The sequence below is a fragment of the Pseudoalteromonas rubra genome, assembly GCF_001482385.1.
Classification (GTDB): domain Bacteria; phylum Pseudomonadota; class Gammaproteobacteria; order Enterobacterales; family Alteromonadaceae; genus Pseudoalteromonas; species Pseudoalteromonas ardens.
On sequence record NZ_CP013611.1, the window covers coordinates 3,129,022 to 3,146,633 of the forward strand.

Annotated in this window: 16 protein-coding genes; 9 read left to right on the top strand and 7 right to left on the bottom strand. The window is 50.0% G+C overall.

Going from position 1 to position 17,612, the window contains the following annotated elements; genetic code table 11:
• Nucleotides 1–3: 3 nt before the first annotated feature.
• The gene (locus AT705_RS13610) at nucleotides 4–1,035 is read left to right on the top strand and encodes a protein-glutamate methylesterase/protein-glutamine glutaminase (RefSeq protein WP_058796981.1); all 1,032 of its coding nucleotides are present in this window, start codon (nucleotides 4–6) and stop codon (nucleotides 1,033–1,035) included.
• Here the strand turns inward: AT705_RS13610 and AT705_RS13615 are convergent.
• Entirely contained in the window at nucleotides 1,022–2,059 is a 1,038-nt protein-coding gene (locus AT705_RS13615; RefSeq protein ID WP_157576788.1) for a polysaccharide deacetylase family protein, read from the bottom strand. The two genes, AT705_RS13610 and AT705_RS13615, sit on opposite strands and share 14 nt — an antisense overlap.
• A 39-nt stretch (nucleotides 2,060–2,098) precedes the next feature.
• On the opposite strand from AT705_RS13615, the gene AT705_RS13620 reads away from it, so the two are divergent.
• Complete coding sequence (locus AT705_RS13620) at nucleotides 2,099–3,367, top strand: MATE family efflux transporter (protein WP_058796983.1); 1,269 nt, start codon at nucleotides 2,099–2,101, stop codon at nucleotides 3,365–3,367.
• A gap of 46 nt (nucleotides 3,368–3,413) precedes the next feature.
• Here AT705_RS13620 and AT705_RS13625 read toward each other — a convergent pair whose 3' ends face one another.
• A complete protein-coding gene (locus AT705_RS13625; RefSeq protein ID WP_058796984.1) occupies nucleotides 3,414–3,692 on the bottom strand; it encodes a hypothetical protein in 279 nt (92 codons plus the stop codon).
• Nucleotides 3,693–3,698: 6 nt separating this feature from the next.
• Nucleotides 3,699–4,274, bottom strand: a complete 576-nt coding sequence (nfuA, locus tag AT705_RS13630) for a Fe-S biogenesis protein NfuA (RefSeq protein WP_058796985.1) — start codon at nucleotides 4,272–4,274, stop codon at nucleotides 3,699–3,701.
• Between the two features lie 155 nt (nucleotides 4,275–4,429).
• Between nfuA and AT705_RS13635 the strand changes: the two genes are divergently transcribed.
• Nucleotides 4,430–6,961, top strand: a complete 2,532-nt coding sequence (locus tag AT705_RS13635; protein WP_058796986.1) for a M14 metallopeptidase family protein — start codon at nucleotides 4,430–4,432, stop codon at nucleotides 6,959–6,961.
• Here the strand turns inward: AT705_RS13635 and AT705_RS13640 are convergent.
• Entirely contained in the window at nucleotides 6,958–7,632 is a 675-nt protein-coding gene (locus AT705_RS13640) for a ComF family protein (RefSeq protein ID WP_058796987.1), read from the bottom strand. The two genes, AT705_RS13635 and AT705_RS13640, sit on opposite strands and share 4 nt — an antisense overlap.
• Before the next feature lie 57 nt (nucleotides 7,633–7,689).
• On the opposite strand from AT705_RS13640, the gene bioH reads away from it, so the two are divergent.
• The 3 genes from bioH (at nucleotide 7,690) to AT705_RS13655 (ending at nucleotide 9,743) form a co-directional block, all read left to right on the top strand.
• Nucleotides 7,690–8,427 carry a pimeloyl-ACP methyl ester esterase BioH gene (gene bioH / locus AT705_RS13645; RefSeq protein WP_058796988.1) on the top strand — a complete coding sequence of 246 codons (738 nt, stop codon included), beginning with the start codon at nucleotides 7,690–7,692 and terminating at the stop codon, nucleotides 8,425–8,427.
• A gap of 102 nt (nucleotides 8,428–8,529) precedes the next feature.
• Nucleotides 8,530–8,838: a hypothetical protein gene (locus AT705_RS13650; protein WP_010387144.1), complete on the top strand. Its 309-nt coding sequence runs from the start codon at nucleotides 8,530–8,532 to the stop codon at nucleotides 8,836–8,838.
• A complete protein-coding gene (locus AT705_RS13655; protein WP_058796989.1) occupies nucleotides 8,838–9,743 on the top strand; it encodes a putative metalloprotease CJM1_0395 family protein in 906 nt (301 codons plus the stop codon). The genes AT705_RS13650 and AT705_RS13655 overlap by 1 nt, the downstream gene beginning before the upstream one ends.
• Nucleotides 9,744–9,823: 80 nt before the next feature.
• On the opposite strand, the gene AT705_RS13660 is transcribed toward AT705_RS13655, so the two are convergent.
• Together AT705_RS13660 and greB are read right to left on the bottom strand one after the other, a co-directional pair.
• Nucleotides 9,824–12,160: a Tex family protein gene (locus AT705_RS13660; RefSeq protein ID WP_058796990.1), complete on the bottom strand. Its 2,337-nt coding sequence runs from the start codon at nucleotides 12,158–12,160 to the stop codon at nucleotides 9,824–9,826.
• An 85-nt stretch (nucleotides 12,161–12,245) separates the two neighbouring features.
• On the bottom strand, nucleotides 12,246–12,719 hold the full coding sequence (gene greB, locus AT705_RS13665) for a transcription elongation factor GreB (RefSeq protein ID WP_010387141.1): 474 nt from the start codon (nucleotides 12,717–12,719) through the stop codon (nucleotides 12,246–12,248).
• Between the two features lie 221 nt (nucleotides 12,720–12,940).
• On the opposite strand from greB, the gene ompR reads away from it, so the two are divergent.
• Genes ompR through AT705_RS13680 form a run of 3 tightly spaced genes read left to right on the top strand, consistent with a single transcriptional unit; the run spans nucleotide 12,941 to nucleotide 15,707 of the window.
• A complete protein-coding gene (gene ompR / locus AT705_RS13670; RefSeq protein ID WP_010387140.1) occupies nucleotides 12,941–13,660 on the top strand; it encodes an osmolarity response regulator transcription factor OmpR in 720 nt (239 codons plus the stop codon).
• Entirely contained in the window at nucleotides 13,661–15,010 is a 1,350-nt protein-coding gene (envZ, locus tag AT705_RS13675) for a two-component system sensor histidine kinase EnvZ (RefSeq protein WP_058796991.1), read from the top strand.
• A 52-nt stretch (nucleotides 15,011–15,062) separates the two neighbouring features.
• The gene (locus tag AT705_RS13680) at nucleotides 15,063–15,707 is read left to right on the top strand and encodes a hypothetical protein (protein ID WP_237113730.1); all 645 of its coding nucleotides are present in this window, start codon (nucleotides 15,063–15,065) and stop codon (nucleotides 15,705–15,707) included.
• Nucleotides 15,708–16,029: 322 nt separating this feature from the next.
• Here the strand turns inward: AT705_RS13680 and AT705_RS13685 are convergent, their stop codons facing one another.
• A complete protein-coding gene (locus AT705_RS13685; RefSeq protein WP_058796992.1) occupies nucleotides 16,030–17,568 on the bottom strand; it encodes a phosphoenolpyruvate carboxykinase in 1,539 nt (512 codons plus the stop codon).
• Nucleotides 17,569–17,612: the final 44 nt, after the last annotated feature.

Below are 17,612 nucleotides of genomic sequence, written 5' to 3' on the forward strand. Positions count from 1 at the left end.
TGCATGATTAAGGTATTGATAGTTGATGATTCCCCTTCACTCAGAGCAATTCTGACTGAGGTGCTGGAGTTGGCGCCCGATATTAGGGTCGTAGGGGCAGCAGAGGACCCCTATGAAGCACGCGAGATGATTAAAAAGCTCAATCCTGATGTGTTGACGCTGGATATTGAAATGCCAAAGATGAATGGGCTGAGCTTTCTAAAAAATCTGATGCGCCTGCGCCCGATGCCTGTGGTTATGCTATCTACCTTAACGCAGCAAGGCTCTCCTGCAACGTTAGAAGCGCTAGAGCTGGGGGCAATCGACTTCATTGCCAAGCCAACCACGAATGTCGCCGCTAAATTAAATGCTTATGCAGAGACCTTACACCAGAAAATCCGTATTGCCCGACAGGCCAATCTTTACGCTTTTAGAGCCGAAAAAGGCGAAAAACAGGCTCCAGTTTCACAGGATGCTCAATTTAAAAACAGCGCGGTGTTGGCTTTGGGCGCGTCTACTGGTGGCACAGAAGCGCTGCGTGAGGTACTGGTCCGTCTGCCTAAACACTGTCCACCGGTGGTCATTGCGCAGCATATTCCACCGGTATTCAGTACTTCATTTGCACTCCGTATGGACCGCTGTAGTGATGTGCATGTCAAAGAAGCAGAAGAGGGGGATGTGCTTGTGTCAGGACATGTATTTATCGCACCAGGAGACATGCACCTTAAAGTGGTGCAAAAAGGCGGGCGACTGCAATGTCATCTGAGTCAGAGCGAGAAAGTTAACCGACATCGCCCTTCGGTAGATGTGCTGTTTGATTCCTTATTGCCCTGGGCGAAACAAATCAGCGCCGGGCTACTGACTGGTATGGGTAGTGATGGGGCAGCAGCCTTGCTACGTCTCAGAGAAGCTGGCGCAAAAACACTGGCTCAGGATGAGGCCACTTCGGTGGTGTGGGGTATGCCCCGGGCCGCTGTTGAAATGGCTGCGGCCGAGCGGGTTGTGCCTCTGTCTAAAGTGACGATGGAGTTACTTAATGCGGTTAAGCGCGCGTAATCACCCAGGGCTGAGAGTACCAGTAGAATTGACCACTGAACTGTTTTGATGGTGCTGTGCAGTTGTATCGGGAGCGCCCTGCAGGTAAGTCCTTAGGTGTTGTTATTGTCACGGTTTTCTTTCCCTCCCAGGTGAGCTCCGCTCTGCCTGCACCTGATACAAAGCAGGCAAATTGATTCTGATAAAAATCCATTTCTTTGAAGGTCAAAGTGATCGATGGGGTCGGGTCATCCGTGACCGAGTCCTGATATTTGGCTTGTGCCAGTGAAAAGGGCAATGAGTGAAGTTTGGTTTTCAGCGTCTTCAGGTTGGCATAGATACCGGACGCGGGAAAGCGGGGCAGGCGCGTGAAGTCTGAATCGGGCCCCACGGCGCCGGAATGCTGACCAATACCCACTAAGCCCAGCTCAGCGACTAATTTCTGTAGCGGACGATCAAATTCGCCGTACGGATAAGCTATATAAGGAAAGTCATGGCCTGTTTCTGCTTTGATACGAGCTTGCGACCAAACTAAATCCTGACGGATCCGATTGTGCCACTGACTCTGCGTTTCTCCGGCTTGCTTGTGATGCAAATAGTCGTGCAGGGCACTGTGATTCGCAATGATTGCGCCGCGTTTTGCCAGCTGGCGTAGTTGTTCCCAGCTCATCACGTACCCTTTCTTCTCATCAATGAGTTTAGGATTTACAAAGATAGTGTAAGGATAACCAAACTGCTCAAGTAATGGCGCTGCGGCTTCCATGTTATTCAGGTAGCCATCGTCAAAGGTGATTGCCACGGTTTTTGGTGGCAGAGCTTTGCCTGCTTGCAATTGCTCAATGAGCTTATCTAATGCAATGACTGTGAATTGTTCTGTTTTGAGGAAGTTCAGGTGCGTAAGAAAGGTGGTTTCGCTGACACTGGTCACGGCCGGCAGTTTTTCACTGACATGATGATACTGTAGAATGACCGCGGCCAGACCTGCCCGGGTGTTGAACAAAACGAGTATAAGAACTAAAACATGAAACCACTTAATCGCGCGCATACTTCTCACCATATTCAATTGCTTGCTATTGCTGCTCCGATGATTTTATCAAATATCTCGGTGCCCCTGTTAGGATTAGTTGATACGGCGGTCATTGGTCATCTGAGCGAGGCTTATTATCTTGCCGGGATAGCGCTGGGGTCGGGGAGCATAGCCTTGTTGTTCTGGCTCGCCAGTTTCCTGCGCATGAGCACCACTGGTGAGATCGCCCAGGCAAATGGTCAGCAAGACAGTGTTCGGGCATTACAATCGCTGTCGGCCAGCATGAGTTTTGCGGTGTTGTTTGCTCTGTTGCTGATAGTGTTTACGCCCTGGTTGTTAGAGCTGATTGCTGTATTGTCCGGAGCAACGCCTGAGGTATTTGAACAGGCGAGTGTGTATTTTTCTATTCGTATCTTCAGTGCCCCGGCGGCCATGCTGAACCTGGTGATGCTCGGGTTTATGCTAGGGATGCAATACGGACGCGGGCCTTTTTATGTCGTGCTGTTTACTAACTGTGTCAACATAGTGCTCGATGTCTTGTTTGTAGTGGTGCTAGATTTTGCCGTTGCAGGTGCAGCCTGGGCATCGGTGATTGCCGATTATTCAGCACTGCTGTTGTCTTGTTATCTGTTGCGTGGCGTGCTGAATCGCGCAGGTTGGCGCTGGCAGCTCAAAGTACCACACAGAGAAGAAATACAGCGGTTATTGCACCTGAATCGCGATATCTTTATTCGCTCACTCATGTTGCAGCTGTGTTTTAGCTTCATGACGTTTTATGGTGCGAGGCTGGGAGAGGATATTTTGGCTGCCAATGCGGTGCTACTGAACTTCCTGATGCTGGTCAGTTTTGCAATGGACGGCATTGCCTATGCGGTGGAAGCGAAAGTTGGGCAGGCCAAAGGCGCGCAGGATGTGTCGATGCTCAGACGTTGGGTACAGATCAGTTGTTTTTGGGCTGGGTGTTTTGCGCTTATCTATAGTGGGATATTTGCCCTATTTGGCCCGGCAGTAATAGGGCTGCTAACCGACATCCCGGCTGTGATAGACACCGCACTGGTGTATTTACCCTGGCTGGTGGTTCTGCCTTTGATTGCAACAAGCTGCTTTTTGTTTGATGGGGTATTTGTTGGCCTGACTCGGGCCAGGGAGATGCGAAACAGTATGTTGTTGTCTGCCCTGTTAGGTTTCTTTGTGCCTTTTTGGCTGGCGCAGCAGTGGGGGAATCATGGGTTATGGTTTGCCATGAGTTGCTTTATGGGGTTGAGAGGGCTGACGCTGGTCATTAAGTATCGACAGCTGAGTGTCACGCAACAGCTGCTGGAATAAAGAATAGAATGGGGTGTTGTCGCCGACACAGCGAGCGGTGTATGGCCTATTTTAAATCCTCAAAGGCTTTTTTGGCAGTCGCTTTGGCTGAGTCACGTGCTGACAGTACCTGAGAAAAACGGTTAGCGAAAATGCCCAGGTAGCCATATCCTGCCATACCTAACGCAATAGCAAGAATAATCAGGCCGGGCAGCTGAAGCCAGGCCTGATAAATATAGCCCAGTGCAATGAACACCACACTGAGAGCAAACAAGGCTAGTCCGCTGAGGAAAAATCGCAGGCTCCGCTTAGGGTGAGACCCTAAGCGATAGATTACACGGCGCATACTCAATTAATAGTATGAGTGATCGCCTCGTGAGTGTTCTGTAATGTCACGTACACCGGTGATTGCTTCGAACTTTGCGATCATTTCTTTCTCGATACCCTCTTTCAGAGTGACATCAATCATAGAGCAGCCGTTACAGCCACCACCGAATTGTAATACTGCAACGCCTTCAGCCGTGATTTCTACCAGGCTGACCTGACCACCGTGGTTGGCCAGTTGCGGGTTCACTTCAGTCACCAACATGTGTTCAACTTGCTCTTCCAAAGAAGCATTTGAGCTAAGCTTTTTGGCTTTCGCATTTGGCGCTTTTAGGGTTAGCTGGCTGCCCATTTTGTCGGTGACAAAGTCAATTTCAGCCTCTTCCAGAAAAGGAGCGCTTTCGGCGTCGACGACGGCATCAAATCCGTTAAAGGGGAGGCGAATATCGCTGTCTTCTACAGCATCGGCAGGGCAATATGATACTCCGCACTCTGCCTGAGCAGTACCGGGGTTGACGACGAATACGCGAATGTTAGTGCCATCGGCTTGATCGGCCAGTAGCTTGGCAAAATGTGACTGAGCGGTCTCTGAAATTGTGATCATAATCTACGCTATACTTGACTAAATTACTCGGTTAATCCCTATGATACTCCCCTCATCTTGTTGTAGCTAGTGTTGGGCGTAAAAATTTGCAGCAACTTAAGTCGCATTGATAGCGTACTGGCTGGTCAAGAATTGCCGGAATAAATGGAGCCTTTATGTATCGTCTGTTAGTTGTGCTGTGTTTGCTGAGCTTGCAGCTAAGTGCCAAGCCATTGAATTTTTATTTTGATGACACAAGCCAGTTTGATCCTGCAATTCCAAAACCGCATGAGGTGCTCGGTTATGAGGTGGGTGAGTGGCATGTTCGTCCAGAGCAACTAGTGCAGTACTTACATACCCTGGCACAAGCCAGCCCCAGGGTTGAAATAAACACCATTGGCTACAGCCATGAACGCAGGCCGCTCATCCTGCTGACGATCACAGAGGCTGCGCGACTGAAAAACATCGAAGCTGTGAAGCGCGCGCACATCGCTGCACTTGCGCAACCTAAGCAACGCACAGAGGCGCCAGCGGTTGCCTGGCTGGGTTACAGCGTACATGGGAATGAACCATCCGGGAGTAATACTGCCATGCTGGTGGCTTATTATCTGGCTGCTGCACAGGGCGAGAAGGTCGAAGCTTTATTACGCGACACCGTGATCCTGCTCGATCCGTCTTTGAATCCAGACGGGCTAGCGCGTTTTGCGAACTGGGCAAACAGCCACCGGGGCCGGGCATTATCAAGCGATCCCCAACACCGGGAACATGTAGAGCGATGGCCTTCTGGCAGAACCAATCACTATTGGTTTGATTTAAACCGGGACTGGCTGTTGTTGCAGCATCCGGAATCTCGTGCCCGAATTGCGGCATTTCATGACTGGAAACCCAATGTGCTGGCCGATTTTCACGAGATGGGTCCTAATTCGAGTTATTTTTTCCAGCCTGGGATCCCCTCACGTACACACCCTTTGACGCCTGAGCGTAACCAGAGTTTAACGGCGGCCATTGGCCAGTTTCACGCCGATGCGCTGGACCAGGCTGGGCAGTTATATTTTACTCAGGAGAGTTTTGACGACTTTTACTATGGCAAAGGCTCAACTTACCCGGACATTAACGGCGCGGTGGGGATATTATTTGAGCAGGCTAGCAGCCGTGGTCATGCACAGGAAACCATCAACGGCTTGTTGACCTTTCCGCAAACCATCAAAAATCAGCTTATTACTTCACTCTCTACGTTACGCGGTACAGTCGCTCAGCGTCAGGCTTTGCTCGACTATCAGCAGCACTTTTATCAAAGCGCGCAAAAAGAAGCCAAGCAGCAAGATTTTCTGGGGTATGTGGTATCGGCAGGTCAGGACCCGTATCGATTCAGCCAGTTTACTGAGCTGCTCAGTCAGCACCAGGTGCAAGTGCAACAGTTGGAAAAGGCGTTGAAAATTAAAGACCAGCAATTTAAGGCGGGCGATCTGTATATTCCTCTGGCACAGCCGCAAGTCCGTTTGGTCAAGGCCATGTTTAGTGAGCAAACCCAATTTAAAGACAATACCTTTTATGATGTGTCAGGGTGGACGCTACCTTATGCCTATGATTTGGATTTTGCCAGTGTAACCAGCAGCTGGGGATTGAAGGTCACTGAATCAAAGGCACAAAACGATGGTATGGGTGCAAAGACGCCCCTGATAGAGGCGTATGCTTACGCTTTCTCCTGGCAGCATTACCTTGCACCTAAGTTACTTAACCGGTTGCTGACAGAGGGTCTGGAGGCGCGAGTCGCACTGCAGCCCTTTACCGCTAAGTTGACTCAGAGCGAACATAAGTTTGATGCCGGTACTGTAGTGATCCCGGCGGGGTTGCAAAATCAGGAAAACTGGCGACGTATCCTGTCAGAGCAAGCCAATGCGCTTGGTATTAAGGTCATGGCGATTCGCTCAGGCCTGACGCCGCAGGGCATTGATTTAGGCTCACGGCGGATGATGCCACTGCACAAACCCGAAGTCTTGCTGGTTGGTGGTCAGGGGACCAGTCAATACGAAGTCGGTGAGCTTTGGTATCATCTTGACAGGCATGTCGGAATTGCACCCAGCGTGATAGAAATAGACCGTCTTGGACGCGTGGACTTAAGTCGTTACAGCCATATTGTGCTGGCGGATGGGCGTTATTCAGCAATGAGCAAGAAAGCGCAGGCCGCGATTATCAGCTGGGTCCACAAAGGCGGGGTTATCTGGGGTCACAAGCGCGGCGCACAATGGTTGATTGAGCACCAGTTGCTGAATGCTGAGATCATCAGCAACAAAGATTTACGAGCGTCTTTTGATACTCAGGGGATGCGTTTTAAAGACAAAGAGCAACTGGCTGCACAGCAACGGATCGCGGGGGCTATTTTTGGCACGCAGTTGGATCTCTCACATCCACTGGCATTTGGTTTTGAGAACAGTAGCTTACCTGTATTTAAAAACAGTGCCTGGGTGCTTCAGGCCAGTGAAAAACCGTTTTTGGATGTGGCCGTGTATCAGCAACAACCTCTATTGGCAGGCTATGCTGATGAACGAAATGTATCGCAGATAGCGCAGTCGGCGGCATTGATGGCAGATACCTATGGCCAGGGCGTGGCTGTCGCGATGACGGATAATCCGGTATTTCGCGGTTTCTGGTATGGTAGCAGTCGGCTGTTTAATAATGCGCTATTTTTCTCACAGGCGATTCATTAATACGGTGTGAGGCAGGTTGCACAAGCCCAGATCTGAGCGGCGCCAGCACGCCGACAGAGCTGGGCAGCAGCATTTATGGTAGCGCCTGTGGTGATCACATCATCAACCAGCAGTATCTGGCGACCTGTTAAATCCCCCTCTAACCTGAAAGCCTGTGCTTGATTTTTCAATCGTGCACGGCGATTTAGCGACTGTTGTGCGGGTGTCATATGTTTTGATAAGACGGGCAAGATTGTGAGCTGGGTTTCGATCACGCGGCCCCAGGTTTGCATTACCTGATTAAAACCTCGAGTGATCAACCTGTGTCTGGGTAACGGAATGAGAATAGCCGCATCCACATCGATTATTTGTTCGGCACAGTAGCATTGCCACTGATGCGCAATGACCTGACGCAATAAGCAAGCTGCATGACTTCGTTGACGTAGCTTGAGTTCGCATAGCCAACGTTTCAGCATGCCTCTGTACCAACCACACGCAATCAGACCATCGCAGCAGGGTAAATTAAACTGTGCCTGAATATCCGCACGCAATAGCAGGTTACCCTGGCCAGGGGCAAATAGTGGCAGTGCACTCAGGCAGGGTGCACATATCCCTTGAACATCAACCGGGCTGTGGCAACAGGGGCAGTAGCAGGGAAACAGCGTGTGTGTGAGTGCGCGGGCTAATGACATTGCTTTCCATCCTTGAATCGCTATCATAGCCACAAGTTTGGTTGAGGAAGTGAATGAATGCAAAGCGAGATTGTCCTATTGCACGGTTGGGGTATGAATAAACAGGTATGGCAACTGAGCATTGAGCAGCTTCAGCAAGTACAGCCTTTACCCGTGCGGGCGATAAATTTAGCGGGGTTTGGCGGAGCTGCATTTCCTGAACACTGCAAATCGCTTGACGACATTGCAGATGAGATTGCGACAGAGCTTGTCGATGGTTCGGTGTTGATTGGCTGGTCGCTGGGCGGGCTGGTGGCGCTTAATCTGGCGCATCGATACCCCACTAAAGTAGCCAAAGTGGTGATGGTCGCTTCCAATCCATGCTTTGTGGAGCAGCCTGACTGGCCGGGGATCAAATCTAAAGTGCTGGCGGGGTTTAAGCAGGCGCTGGCTGACGACAGCGCTAAAACCATAGAACGTTTTTTGGCTATTCAGGCGATGGGCAGTGAGCATGCCCGTGATGATATTAAACAATTACGCCAGTTATTGGCGCAACTGCCTGCGCCACATCCTGAGGCATTAAGCTTGGGCCTTGATGCGTTGAACCGGTGTGACTACAGAGCCTATTTTCGTGAGCTTACGCAGCCAGTGTTTGGCCTCTTTGGCCGACTCGATGCACTGGTGCCCGGTGATGTGATTGAACGTATGAGTGCGCTCAACCCACATTTCAAGGCGTTTGTTTTACCCAAAGCATCGCATGCCCCATTTATCTCACATAAAGATGAGTTTGTTACTCATTTAAAATCAATTCTTTAGTTTCCCACATGAAAAAAGCGGCAATTTTTTGCCGCCCAGACTTTATTTCGTTTATAAATTGAGCAATAATTAGGGTGAGATTTTCTAACTGTGGGGCGATATATGGCAGTCAGTGACATCCTAAATGCAGGTGTTCAGGGGTTTGAGCTTGCCCGCCAAAGTGCCGAGCAGGCAGCAGCCGACATCAACAAGGCGACACTGGACCAGCAAAGCGAGCAGCAGGTCGCACAGCAACGACAACTTCAGGGCGCATCCAGCAATGAAGGCGTGACGGCACCTGTGGGTCAACCACCAAGGTTGGACGAGGCGGTTGTAGACCTCAAAGTGGCAGAATTTAATGCTAAAGCCAATGCACAGACGATCCGCACAGCTGACGAAGTCCTAGGTACCTTAATTGATATTAAAGCGTAATGAACATAGTAACGCCACCCCCGGCGATGAACTTAAACACGGCGAACGTCTATACTGAGACGGCGCAACGTGACAATCAACTCCGCGAGGTAATTCCAAAACCTGCGCCGGTCTCCCCTGCGTTTACTGAAAACAAACCCCTCTCAGATGGCGACAAGCAAAAACCTTTGTCTGCGGATGATTCCGGCTTGTATGACAGCACAGGTCAGCTTAAAGATGGCAAAACCATTGAGGAGCGTGAGGAAGGCGGACAAAACAGCCAGGGGGAACAACAGGATCAACAAGACTCGCAAGAGCTGAGTGACCGAGAGCAGGCAGAGCTGGAGGTAGAGCAGGCACAGATTCAGGAACTGAAAGACAGAGATCGCGAAGTGCGTCTGCACGAAGAAGCCCACGCCAGAGTGGGGGGGCAGTACGCTGGGTCACCGACTTATGAATATCAGCGTGGTCCGGACGGCAATAATTATGCGGTTGGCGGCCAGGTGATGATAGACGTGGCACCCACTGGGGATCCACGCGAAACCATTGATAAAATGCAAACAGTGCGTGCTGCGGCGCTGGCACCGGCAGAGCCATCGGGTGCTGACAGAGCCATCGCAGCAGATGCGACAGCCAAAATTGCCCAGGCACAGGCGGATCTTGCCAAACAATCTATCAGTGGCGATGAGGATGAAGACGACAGCAGCAATCGTGTTGTGGGTTACCAAACCCGTCGTCTTAACGAGGATGAGATAAGTGAGCAACAACCTGAGTCTGCCCGGTTAGAAGAAGAAGTGGACCCGTTTGCAGTGGCATTGCCCATTGAACGGGATCCGGAAATTGCTTCACGCGCACTGAGGATCGAAGGATTTTATGGGGACGTTGCCAGGCCCAAAGGGGCATCGCAGTTATCCGTGGTGATTTAACCTCTCGAATCGATAAAACTACTTTGTGTTAAACGACAGAGGCCCGCAATTGCGGGCCTCTGTCGTTGTGGTATCAGTCGTTACTTTTTCAGCTTTGCAAAGGCCTCTGCAAAGGCATTGCCCATAGCTGCGTTGCTGTTGTCACGTCGATTATCACGGCGAGGTTCTTTACGCTGTGCCGGTCGCTGAGACTTGCCGCCAGGTTTTTGCGAAGCAGGTTTACTCTGCTTCTGCCCGGTACTTGCTGGGATCTCATCGTTCAGTCGCATGGTAAAACTGATCCGTTTACGGGCAACGTCCACTTCGATGACTTTCACTTTAACAATGTCACCGGCCTTAACCACTTCACGAGGATCGGAAATGAACTTGTCCGTGAGTGCCGAAATATGCACCAGGCCATCCTGATGTACGCCAACGTCAACAAAGGCACCGAAGTTCGCAACGTTTGAGACGACACCCTCAAGGGTCATGCCGACTTTCAGGTCAGCAATGGTCTCAACGCCCGCTTTAAATTGGGCTGTTTTAAACTCAGGACGCGGGTCACGGCCCGGTTTGTCCAGCTCACCCAGAATATCCGTGATGGTTGGTACGCCAAATTTATCGTCGACATACTCGGCTGGATCCAGTTTGCTCAGCACATCGCTGTTGCCGATCAGTGCAGTGACATCAAGTGCCTTGCTGCCACAGATCTTTTTGACGACCGGGTAAGCTTCCGGGTGAACCGCTGAGGCATCCAGCGGATCGTCACCATTAGCAATACGCAAGAATCCAGCGGCCTGCTCAAAGGCCTTAGGGCCCAGGCGCTCAACTTGTTTTAGCTGTTTGCGGCTGCTGAATGAGCCATTGCTATCACGGAACTTAACGATGTTGGTGGCCAGGGTTTTATTTAAGCCAGATACGCGTGTCAATAAAGGCACAGACGCGGTATTAACATCGACACCCACTGAGTTTACGCAGTCTTCCACTACGGTCGTCAGTGTCTGACCCAGCTGGCTTTGTGACACATCGTGCTGATATTGGCCTACACCAATGGATTTCGGTTCGATTTTAACCAGTTCAGCCAGCGGATCTTGTAGTCGGCGGGCAATGGAGACGGCACCACGCAAAGATACGTCGAGATCCGGGAACTCATTGGCGGCAAACTCAGAAGCAGAGTAGACCGAGGCACCGGCTTCACTGACCATCACTTTGGTCAGTTTTAGCTCACCGGCTGCTTTTAGCAATTCAGCCGCTAGTTTATCGGTTTCGCGAGACGCCGTGCCATTACCGATCGCAATCAGTTCAACCTTGTGCTGACGACATTGCTGTTCCAGTGTACGCAGTGACTTATCCCAGTGATTTTGCGGTGCGTGGGGGTAAATGGTGGTGGTTGCCAGTAACTTTCCTGTCTTGTCGACAATGGCGACCTTACACCCGGTTCTTAAACCGGGGTCGATCCCCATGGTCACGCGTGGGCCTGCCGGGGCTGCCATCAGCAAATCTTTTAGGTTTTTGGCAAAGACATCAATAGCGCCTTGCTCGGCAAATTCTCGGGTGGCGCCCAACATTTCATTTTCAAGGTGGGTGGCGAGTTTGATTTTCCACGCCCACTGTACCACAGTCATGAGCCAGTTACTGACCGCGCGGCCCGAGACTTCCAGGCTATAATGGTCTGCTATCATTTGCGCACAGTACTGTTGTGGGTCTTCTGCTTGTGGCTCCGGGTTGATAGACAGCTGCAAAATACCTTCATTGCGAGCTCTAAGCATTGCAAGGGCACGGTGAGAAGGAACTCCGGCGAGCTTTTCATCGTGCTCAAAATAATCGCGGTATTTGCTACCCGCGTCTTCCTGCCCCGGCACAACACGGCTCTGTAAATAACCATGCTGTTTTAACTGGTTTCTAAATTTACTGAGGAGTTTGGCATCCTCGGCAAAGCGTTCCATCAGAATAAATTTGGCCCCGTCCAGTGCCGCTTTACTGTCTGCAATACCCTGTTCGGCATTGATATAGGTTTCGGCAGCCTGCTCTGGTGTCTGATCCGGATCCGTGAACAGCAGGTCGGCCAGCGGCTCAAGCCCGGCCTCAATGGCTATCTGACCTTTGGTACGACGTTTGGGTTTGTAGGGGAGGTATAAATCTTCCAGTTCGGTTTTACTCTGAACCTGGTTTAGCTCTGCGGCTAATTGGTCGGTGAGCTTGCCCTGCTCATCAATGGTTTTGATGATAAAAGCCCGGCGTTCCTCTAGTTCCCGCAGATAACCGAGGCGCTGTTCGAGCAATCGTAGCTGAGTGTCGTCCAGGCCGCCTGTGACTTCTTTACGGTAACGGGCAATAAACGGAACAGTCGCGCCTTCATCCAGTAGTGCGGTAGCAGCATCCACTTGCTGTTGTGATGCGTTTAGCTCAGCAGCTAAACGGGCTGAGATATTGCTCATGCAAAATCCTTATATAGTTCAATTGGCTAGGCCTCTTTCTCGGCCTGCGTTTGCGGTCATCATATCATATCTGAAACGGAAGTGTTCAGGCCGTGTAGTCGATCTTATTGACATACCAAAGCATTTCACCTTGCGGGGTTTTTACACTGTATTCTTCGTCGACGGCTTTCCCAAGTAACGCGCGCGCCATGGGGGAATCGATGGAGATATAATCATTCCGTTCATAGATTTCGTCAGGCCCGACGATGCGAAAACGCTTTACTTCGCCGTCATCGTTTTCTATTTCGACCCAAGCACCAAAATAGACTTTGCCCTGCTGTTGTGGAGAATACTCAACAATTTTTAGATCGGGCAAGCGTTTACGCAGGTAGCGTACTCGACGGTCTATTTGTCGTAACAGGCGCTTGTTAAAAGTATAGTCGGCGTTTTCTGAGCGATCGCCCAAACTTGCTGCCCAGTTAACGATTTTGGTCACTTCCGGGCGTTTCTCAAACCACAGGTGATCGTGTTCCTGTTGCAGTTTGCGGTAGCCTTCAGGTGTAATTAGGTTGGTTTTCATTTTGTTGCTTACTTTGGCAGAACAACTACGTGTGTCTAGTGTAATTGGTATCCGGTCCGATACCAATCTTAGCTGGCTCAACTGGAGCCAGGTAAAGTAAAGCCATATCAGGCTGACACTTGTAACGTTCGGTAACAATCTTATTCACTGTTAATGGTGTCTAAGCGTATTAATTTCAATTATATTTAGGGTCAACTAAAGAAAAAATAAGAAGAATGCCAATGGGGAATGAAACCACCAAAGTGTTAGTCGTTGACGATGATATGCGTTTGCGCAGCCTGCTGGAGCGATATCTGGTCGAGCAGGGGTTTATCGTTCGCAGTGCTGCCAATTCTGAGCAAATGGACAGATTGCTGGAGCGTGAGAACTTTCATCTGATGGTATTGGATTTGATGTTACCTGGTGAAGATGGCTTGTCTATCTGCCGTCGTCTCAGACAAAAAGAAAACGAAATCCCCATTGTTATGTTAACGGCGAAAGGGGATGAAGTGGACCGCATTATCGGGTTAGAGCTGGGGGCGGATGATTATTTACCTAAACCTTTCAACCCGCGTGAATTGCTCGCCCGGATCAAAGCGGTACTGCGCCGTCGTGCTAAGGAAGTGCCGGGCGCTCCTGCAGTTGAAGAAAATGAAGTCGAATTTGGTGCCTTTAAGCTCAACCTGGCAACCCGGGAAATGCAAAAAGATGATCAAACCATTGCGCTCACCAGCGGTGAATTTGCGGTATTGAAGGCGTTGGTGAGTCATCCCAGAGAGCCATTGAGCCGTGACAAACTCATGAATCTGGCCCGAGGCAGAGATTACAGTGCATTGGAGCGCAGCATTGATGTGCAGGTCTCACGGTTACGCAGAATGATAGAAGAGGATGCCTCTAATCCCCGCTATATCCAGACTGTTTGGGGGTTGGGTTATGTTTTCGTGCCTGATGGCGAAAAGTAAATGAGTATCCTGCCACGCAGCGCATTTGGACAAACGGTGTTTTTTGTTGGTGCGCTGCTATTGATCAACCAGATCGTCTCCTATATCACAGTCACACTGTACGTGTTCAAGCCAACCTTTGAGCAGGTCAATTTGATGCTTGCCAAGCAGGTTAAAACCGTTTTTATAGACTGGGAAGAAGGGGTTGAGATCGACTCGGCTTTATCGAAAAAGTTTTTTGAGATCACAGGCATTGAAGTGATGAGTCAGCGCGAGGCTTATCGCAATGGGCTAGGTGAGGCAAAAGAATACACTTTATTGTCACGCAGCATGTCTGAGCAACTCAACGGCTCCGCTCGGGTACGGATCAGTCAGGGCGACCCTGTTGTTTACTGGGTAGAAGCGCCTCAGGCACCAGGTTATTGGGTTCGGGTACCACTCACCGGCTTCTCTGAAACCAAAATGGAGTTTCTGGTATTTTATCTCTCCAGTATCGGCTTTTTAAGCGTACTGGGCGGTTGGTTGTTTGCCCGGCATCTGAACCGGCCGCTCAAGGCTTTGCAGATTGCAGCCAGCCGGGTTGGGGTGGGGGACTTTTCTACTCGTCTGGTTGAGCATGGCTCTACGGAGGTCATCGAAGTCACCAGAGCTTTTAATAAAATGTCCAAAGGGATCGCTGAGCTGGAGAACGATCGGCGTCTATTGATGGCCGGGGTATCTCACGATTTAAGAACACCCTTGACCCGGATCCGACTGGCAACAGAAATGATGTCGGACGAAGAAGCCTACCTGAAAGACGGCATTATCGATGATATTGAAGATATGAATGCCATTATCGATCAGTTTATAGAGTATCTCAGGCACCATAATAGTGGAGAAATGGTGCTGGATGATGTCAATGCTGTCGTTGAGGAAGTGGTGCATGCAGAACAACAGCATCAGCGCGAAATTGTGTTGGCTACAGCGGCAAATGTTCCCGCGGTGATGATGAACCATGTGGCATTAAAACGGGTGGTGACCAACATGATAGAGAATGCCATCCGTTATTCAGACGACCAGATTGAGGTTGTGACGGAGTTTAGTGCTCGTCACAAAGCGGTGTTTATTAAGGTTAAAGACAGAGGACCTGGGATCCCTGAAGAAGAGCTGGAAACGCTATTTGAACCTTTTAAACAGGGCGATCTGGCCCGTGGTAGTGAAGGCAGTGGGCTGGGCCTGGCGATCATCAAACGCATCGTTTCTACCCATGGCGGTAAAGTACGTTTACGTAACCGCAAGGAGGGTGGCCTGAGCGCGGAGGTGATGCTGCCAGTTGCGAAAAAATTTGTCCCTCTGACAGCCGCACCTGAAGTGTCAAAGCCCAGTGAATAAGCGCGACTTATCGTACGAGGCTGGGTGTCTGAGCACAGGAGAAAGAGCCCAGTTGTTGTCTATTATTGGCTTGTGTTTTGAGGGGATCGACCCTGAAGCATATTTTGCTTATTACTTTGAGCAAAGTGGGCCTACACATCGCCGGCTGAGACTTTATTACTCTGACTCAGCAGAGCTGACGGGGTACTGTTTGCTGACTTTTGACGACAGCCATAAGGCATTTTGTGTCATCGGGGCGTCGGCTGGTTTTTTACCGCAGTTCCGGGGTAAGAATAATACCTTTTCATTTTCTATCCTTGAAGTGACCAAGGCTTATCTGCGCCGGCCCTGGCGCACTTTGTTATATGCAGACACTATGCTCAGTCCGGCCATGTTCCGGGCGATGGCGAAGAATATTGCTACTGTATATCCAACGGCAACAGGCTCTGTTGTTGAATCCCAGCTTTATGTAGCGTTAAACCCGGCTGGGTTAGTATCTGAGGTGAATGGTTTGCCGTGTCTGAAAGTGGTGGGGAGAAAAACGCGTTATTCGGCGCTGGAAGTGGCCCAGTTTAAAACCAGCAATAAACCCGAAATCGCCCATTACTGCGCGCTGAATCCCGATTTCGATAAGGGGGTGGCGTTACTCACTGTGATCCCAATCACATTGGGTCAGTTGCTTTCAACAGTCTGGAAACAGATAAAGTACTCCCGATAACTTTATACCCATGTCAGTTAGTACCTGTTCTATTTAAAGGCGCAAATATGACGCTAACGATGTTAAAAATTGCTCATTTAGAACCTTTTCCTAAGGTTTAAGTTCGCAAATTTTTGCCTCGCCTATATGGATGTAGGTGCCTCAGAGATAGCAGGACGCGGGAGCAGTGTTATCGCCCCTATTTTCGCGCCTCAAAATAGAACTCTTAATGAAGCAAATTGGTATTGCTCCAAACGGTGCGTACCAGAGAAGGGGGCTATCAGGCATAAAAAAACGCCCAACGAGGGGCGCTTTTGATAAAGGAATTTGCTTCTAAACCAGCTTAGCCGCGTGGACCTGCTGATTTGATGGCGTCAGAGACATCGTATTTTGCGAAGTTCGCTTCGAAGTCTGCAGCCAGTTTAGACGCATACTCAGCATATTTCGCTTTGTCTTCCCACGTATTGATTGGGTTAAGCAGCTTGCTGTCTACGCCTGGTACAGCAACCGGTACGTCCAGATTTAGCGCGTCAATGTGTTGTGTTTCTACGCCTTCCAGGGTGTCGTTAACGATTGCGTCAATCACAGCGCGTGTGGTTGGGATATCGAAACGCTTACCAATGCCGTAAGGGCCGCCAGTCCATCCAGTGTTAACCAGGTAAACTTTTGAGTTGAACTCACGTACACGCTTCATTAGAAGCTCTGCGTAAACACCTGCCGGGCGTGGGAAGAAAGGTGCGCCGAAACAAGTCGAGAAAGTTGATTCGATGTCTGATGTAGAACCAATTTCTGTAGAGCCGACTTTCGCCGTGTAACCACTTAGGAAGTGATAAGCCGCGGCTTCTTCCGAAAGAATAGACACTGGTGGTAGTACACCACTGACGTCACAAGTCAGGAAAACCACTGCGCGAGGTTCGCCTGCGCGGTTCTCTACTTTACGCTTTTCAACATGCTCAAGCGGGTAAGCTGCACGAGTATTTTGTGTCAGGCTGGTATCATTGAAATCAGGTACACGATCTTCGTCTAGTACCACGTTTTCAAGGATTGTACCGAATTTGATAGCATTCCAGATAACAGGTTCATTCTTTTGAGACAGGTCAATACATTTTGCGTAACAACCGCCTTCGATGTTGAAAACACTGCCAGGTGCCCAGCCATGCTCGTCATCACCAATCAGGAAGCGTTTAGGATCTGCCGACAAGGTCGTTTTACCTGTGCCAGACAAACCAAAGAATAAGGTGGTGTCGCCTGCTTCGCCTACGTTCGCACTACAGTGCATTGGCAGTACACCCTTCGCTGGTAACAGGAAGTTTTGTACTGAGAACATAGACTTTTTCATTTCACCGGCGTAATGCATACCTGCGATAAGCACTTTGCGCTCTGCAAAGTTGATAATCACTGTACCGTCACTGTTCGTGCCATCGCGCTCTGGGTCGCAAACGAAAGAAGGTACATTCATTACCTGCCATTGGGGTAAATCAGCTGCATTGTATTTTTCAGGCTCGATAAACATGTTTTTGGCAAAAATATGGTGCCAAGCTGTTTCTGTTGTTACAACAACGGGCAAATAGTGCTCAGGATCTGAACCCACTTCAAGGTGAGAGACGAAGTGGTCATTGCTGTTCACGTGTGCTTCTACACGGGCCCACAGCGCGTTGAATTTGTCCGCATCGAATGGGCGGTTAACGTTACCCCATTGGATGTCGTTTTCTGTGCTTGGCTCTTTAACGATAAAACGGTCGTTAGGTGAACGCCCTGTGCGGCGGCCAGTTTTTGCTACAAAAGCTCCATTTGCGGCCAAAGTCCCTTCACCACGGCGGATGGCGTGTTCGACAAGTTCAGCTGCAGTTAAATCGACAAAACGAGTAGCGCTAGAAGTCATGTTTATACCTAAATGTGAGAATTGAACGGGATAGCTCTGGAGAA

Bases quoted from the DNA above. Each gene is read 5' to 3' on its own strand.
- AT705_RS13640 (WP_058796987.1), bottom strand. From the start codon at position 7,632: ATGTCATTAGCCCGCGCACTCACACACACGCTGTTTCCCTGCTACTGC.
- bioH (WP_058796988.1), top strand. From the start codon at position 7,690: ATGCAAAGCGAGATTGTCCTATTGCACGGTTGGGGTATGAATAAACAG.
- AT705_RS13620 (WP_058796983.1), top strand. From the start codon at position 2,099: ATGATTTTATCAAATATCTCGGTGCCCCTGTTAGGATTAGTTGATACG.
- AT705_RS13610 (WP_058796981.1), top strand. From the start codon at position 4: ATGATTAAGGTATTGATAGTTGATGATTCCCCTTCACTCAGAGCAATT.
- greB (WP_010387141.1), bottom strand. From the start codon at position 12,719: ATGAAAACCAACCTAATTACACCTGAAGGCTACCGCAAACTGCAACAG.
- AT705_RS13625 (WP_058796984.1), bottom strand. From the start codon at position 3,692: ATGCGCCGTGTAATCTATCGCTTAGGGTCTCACCCTAAGCGGAGCCTG.
- AT705_RS13685 (WP_058796992.1), bottom strand. From the start codon at position 17,568: ATGACTTCTAGCGCTACTCGTTTTGTCGATTTAACTGCAGCTGAACTT.
- AT705_RS13615 (WP_157576788.1), bottom strand. From the start codon at position 2,059: ATGCGCGCGATTAAGTGGTTTCATGTTTTAGTTCTTATACTCGTTTTG.
- AT705_RS13635 (WP_058796986.1), top strand. From the start codon at position 4,430: ATGTATCGTCTGTTAGTTGTGCTGTGTTTGCTGAGCTTGCAGCTAAGT.
- AT705_RS13660 (WP_058796990.1), bottom strand. From the start codon at position 12,160: ATGAGCAATATCTCAGCCCGTTTAGCTGCTGAGCTAAACGCATCACAA.
- envZ (WP_058796991.1), top strand. From the start codon at position 13,661: ATGAGTATCCTGCCACGCAGCGCATTTGGACAAACGGTGTTTTTTGTT.
- ompR (WP_010387140.1), top strand. From the start codon at position 12,941: ATGGGGAATGAAACCACCAAAGTGTTAGTCGTTGACGATGATATGCGT.
- AT705_RS13650 (WP_010387144.1), top strand. From the start codon at position 8,530: ATGGCAGTCAGTGACATCCTAAATGCAGGTGTTCAGGGGTTTGAGCTT.
- nfuA (WP_058796985.1), bottom strand. From the start codon at position 4,274: ATGATCACAATTTCAGAGACCGCTCAGTCACATTTTGCCAAGCTACTG.
- AT705_RS13655 (WP_058796989.1), top strand. From the start codon at position 8,838: ATGAACATAGTAACGCCACCCCCGGCGATGAACTTAAACACGGCGAAC.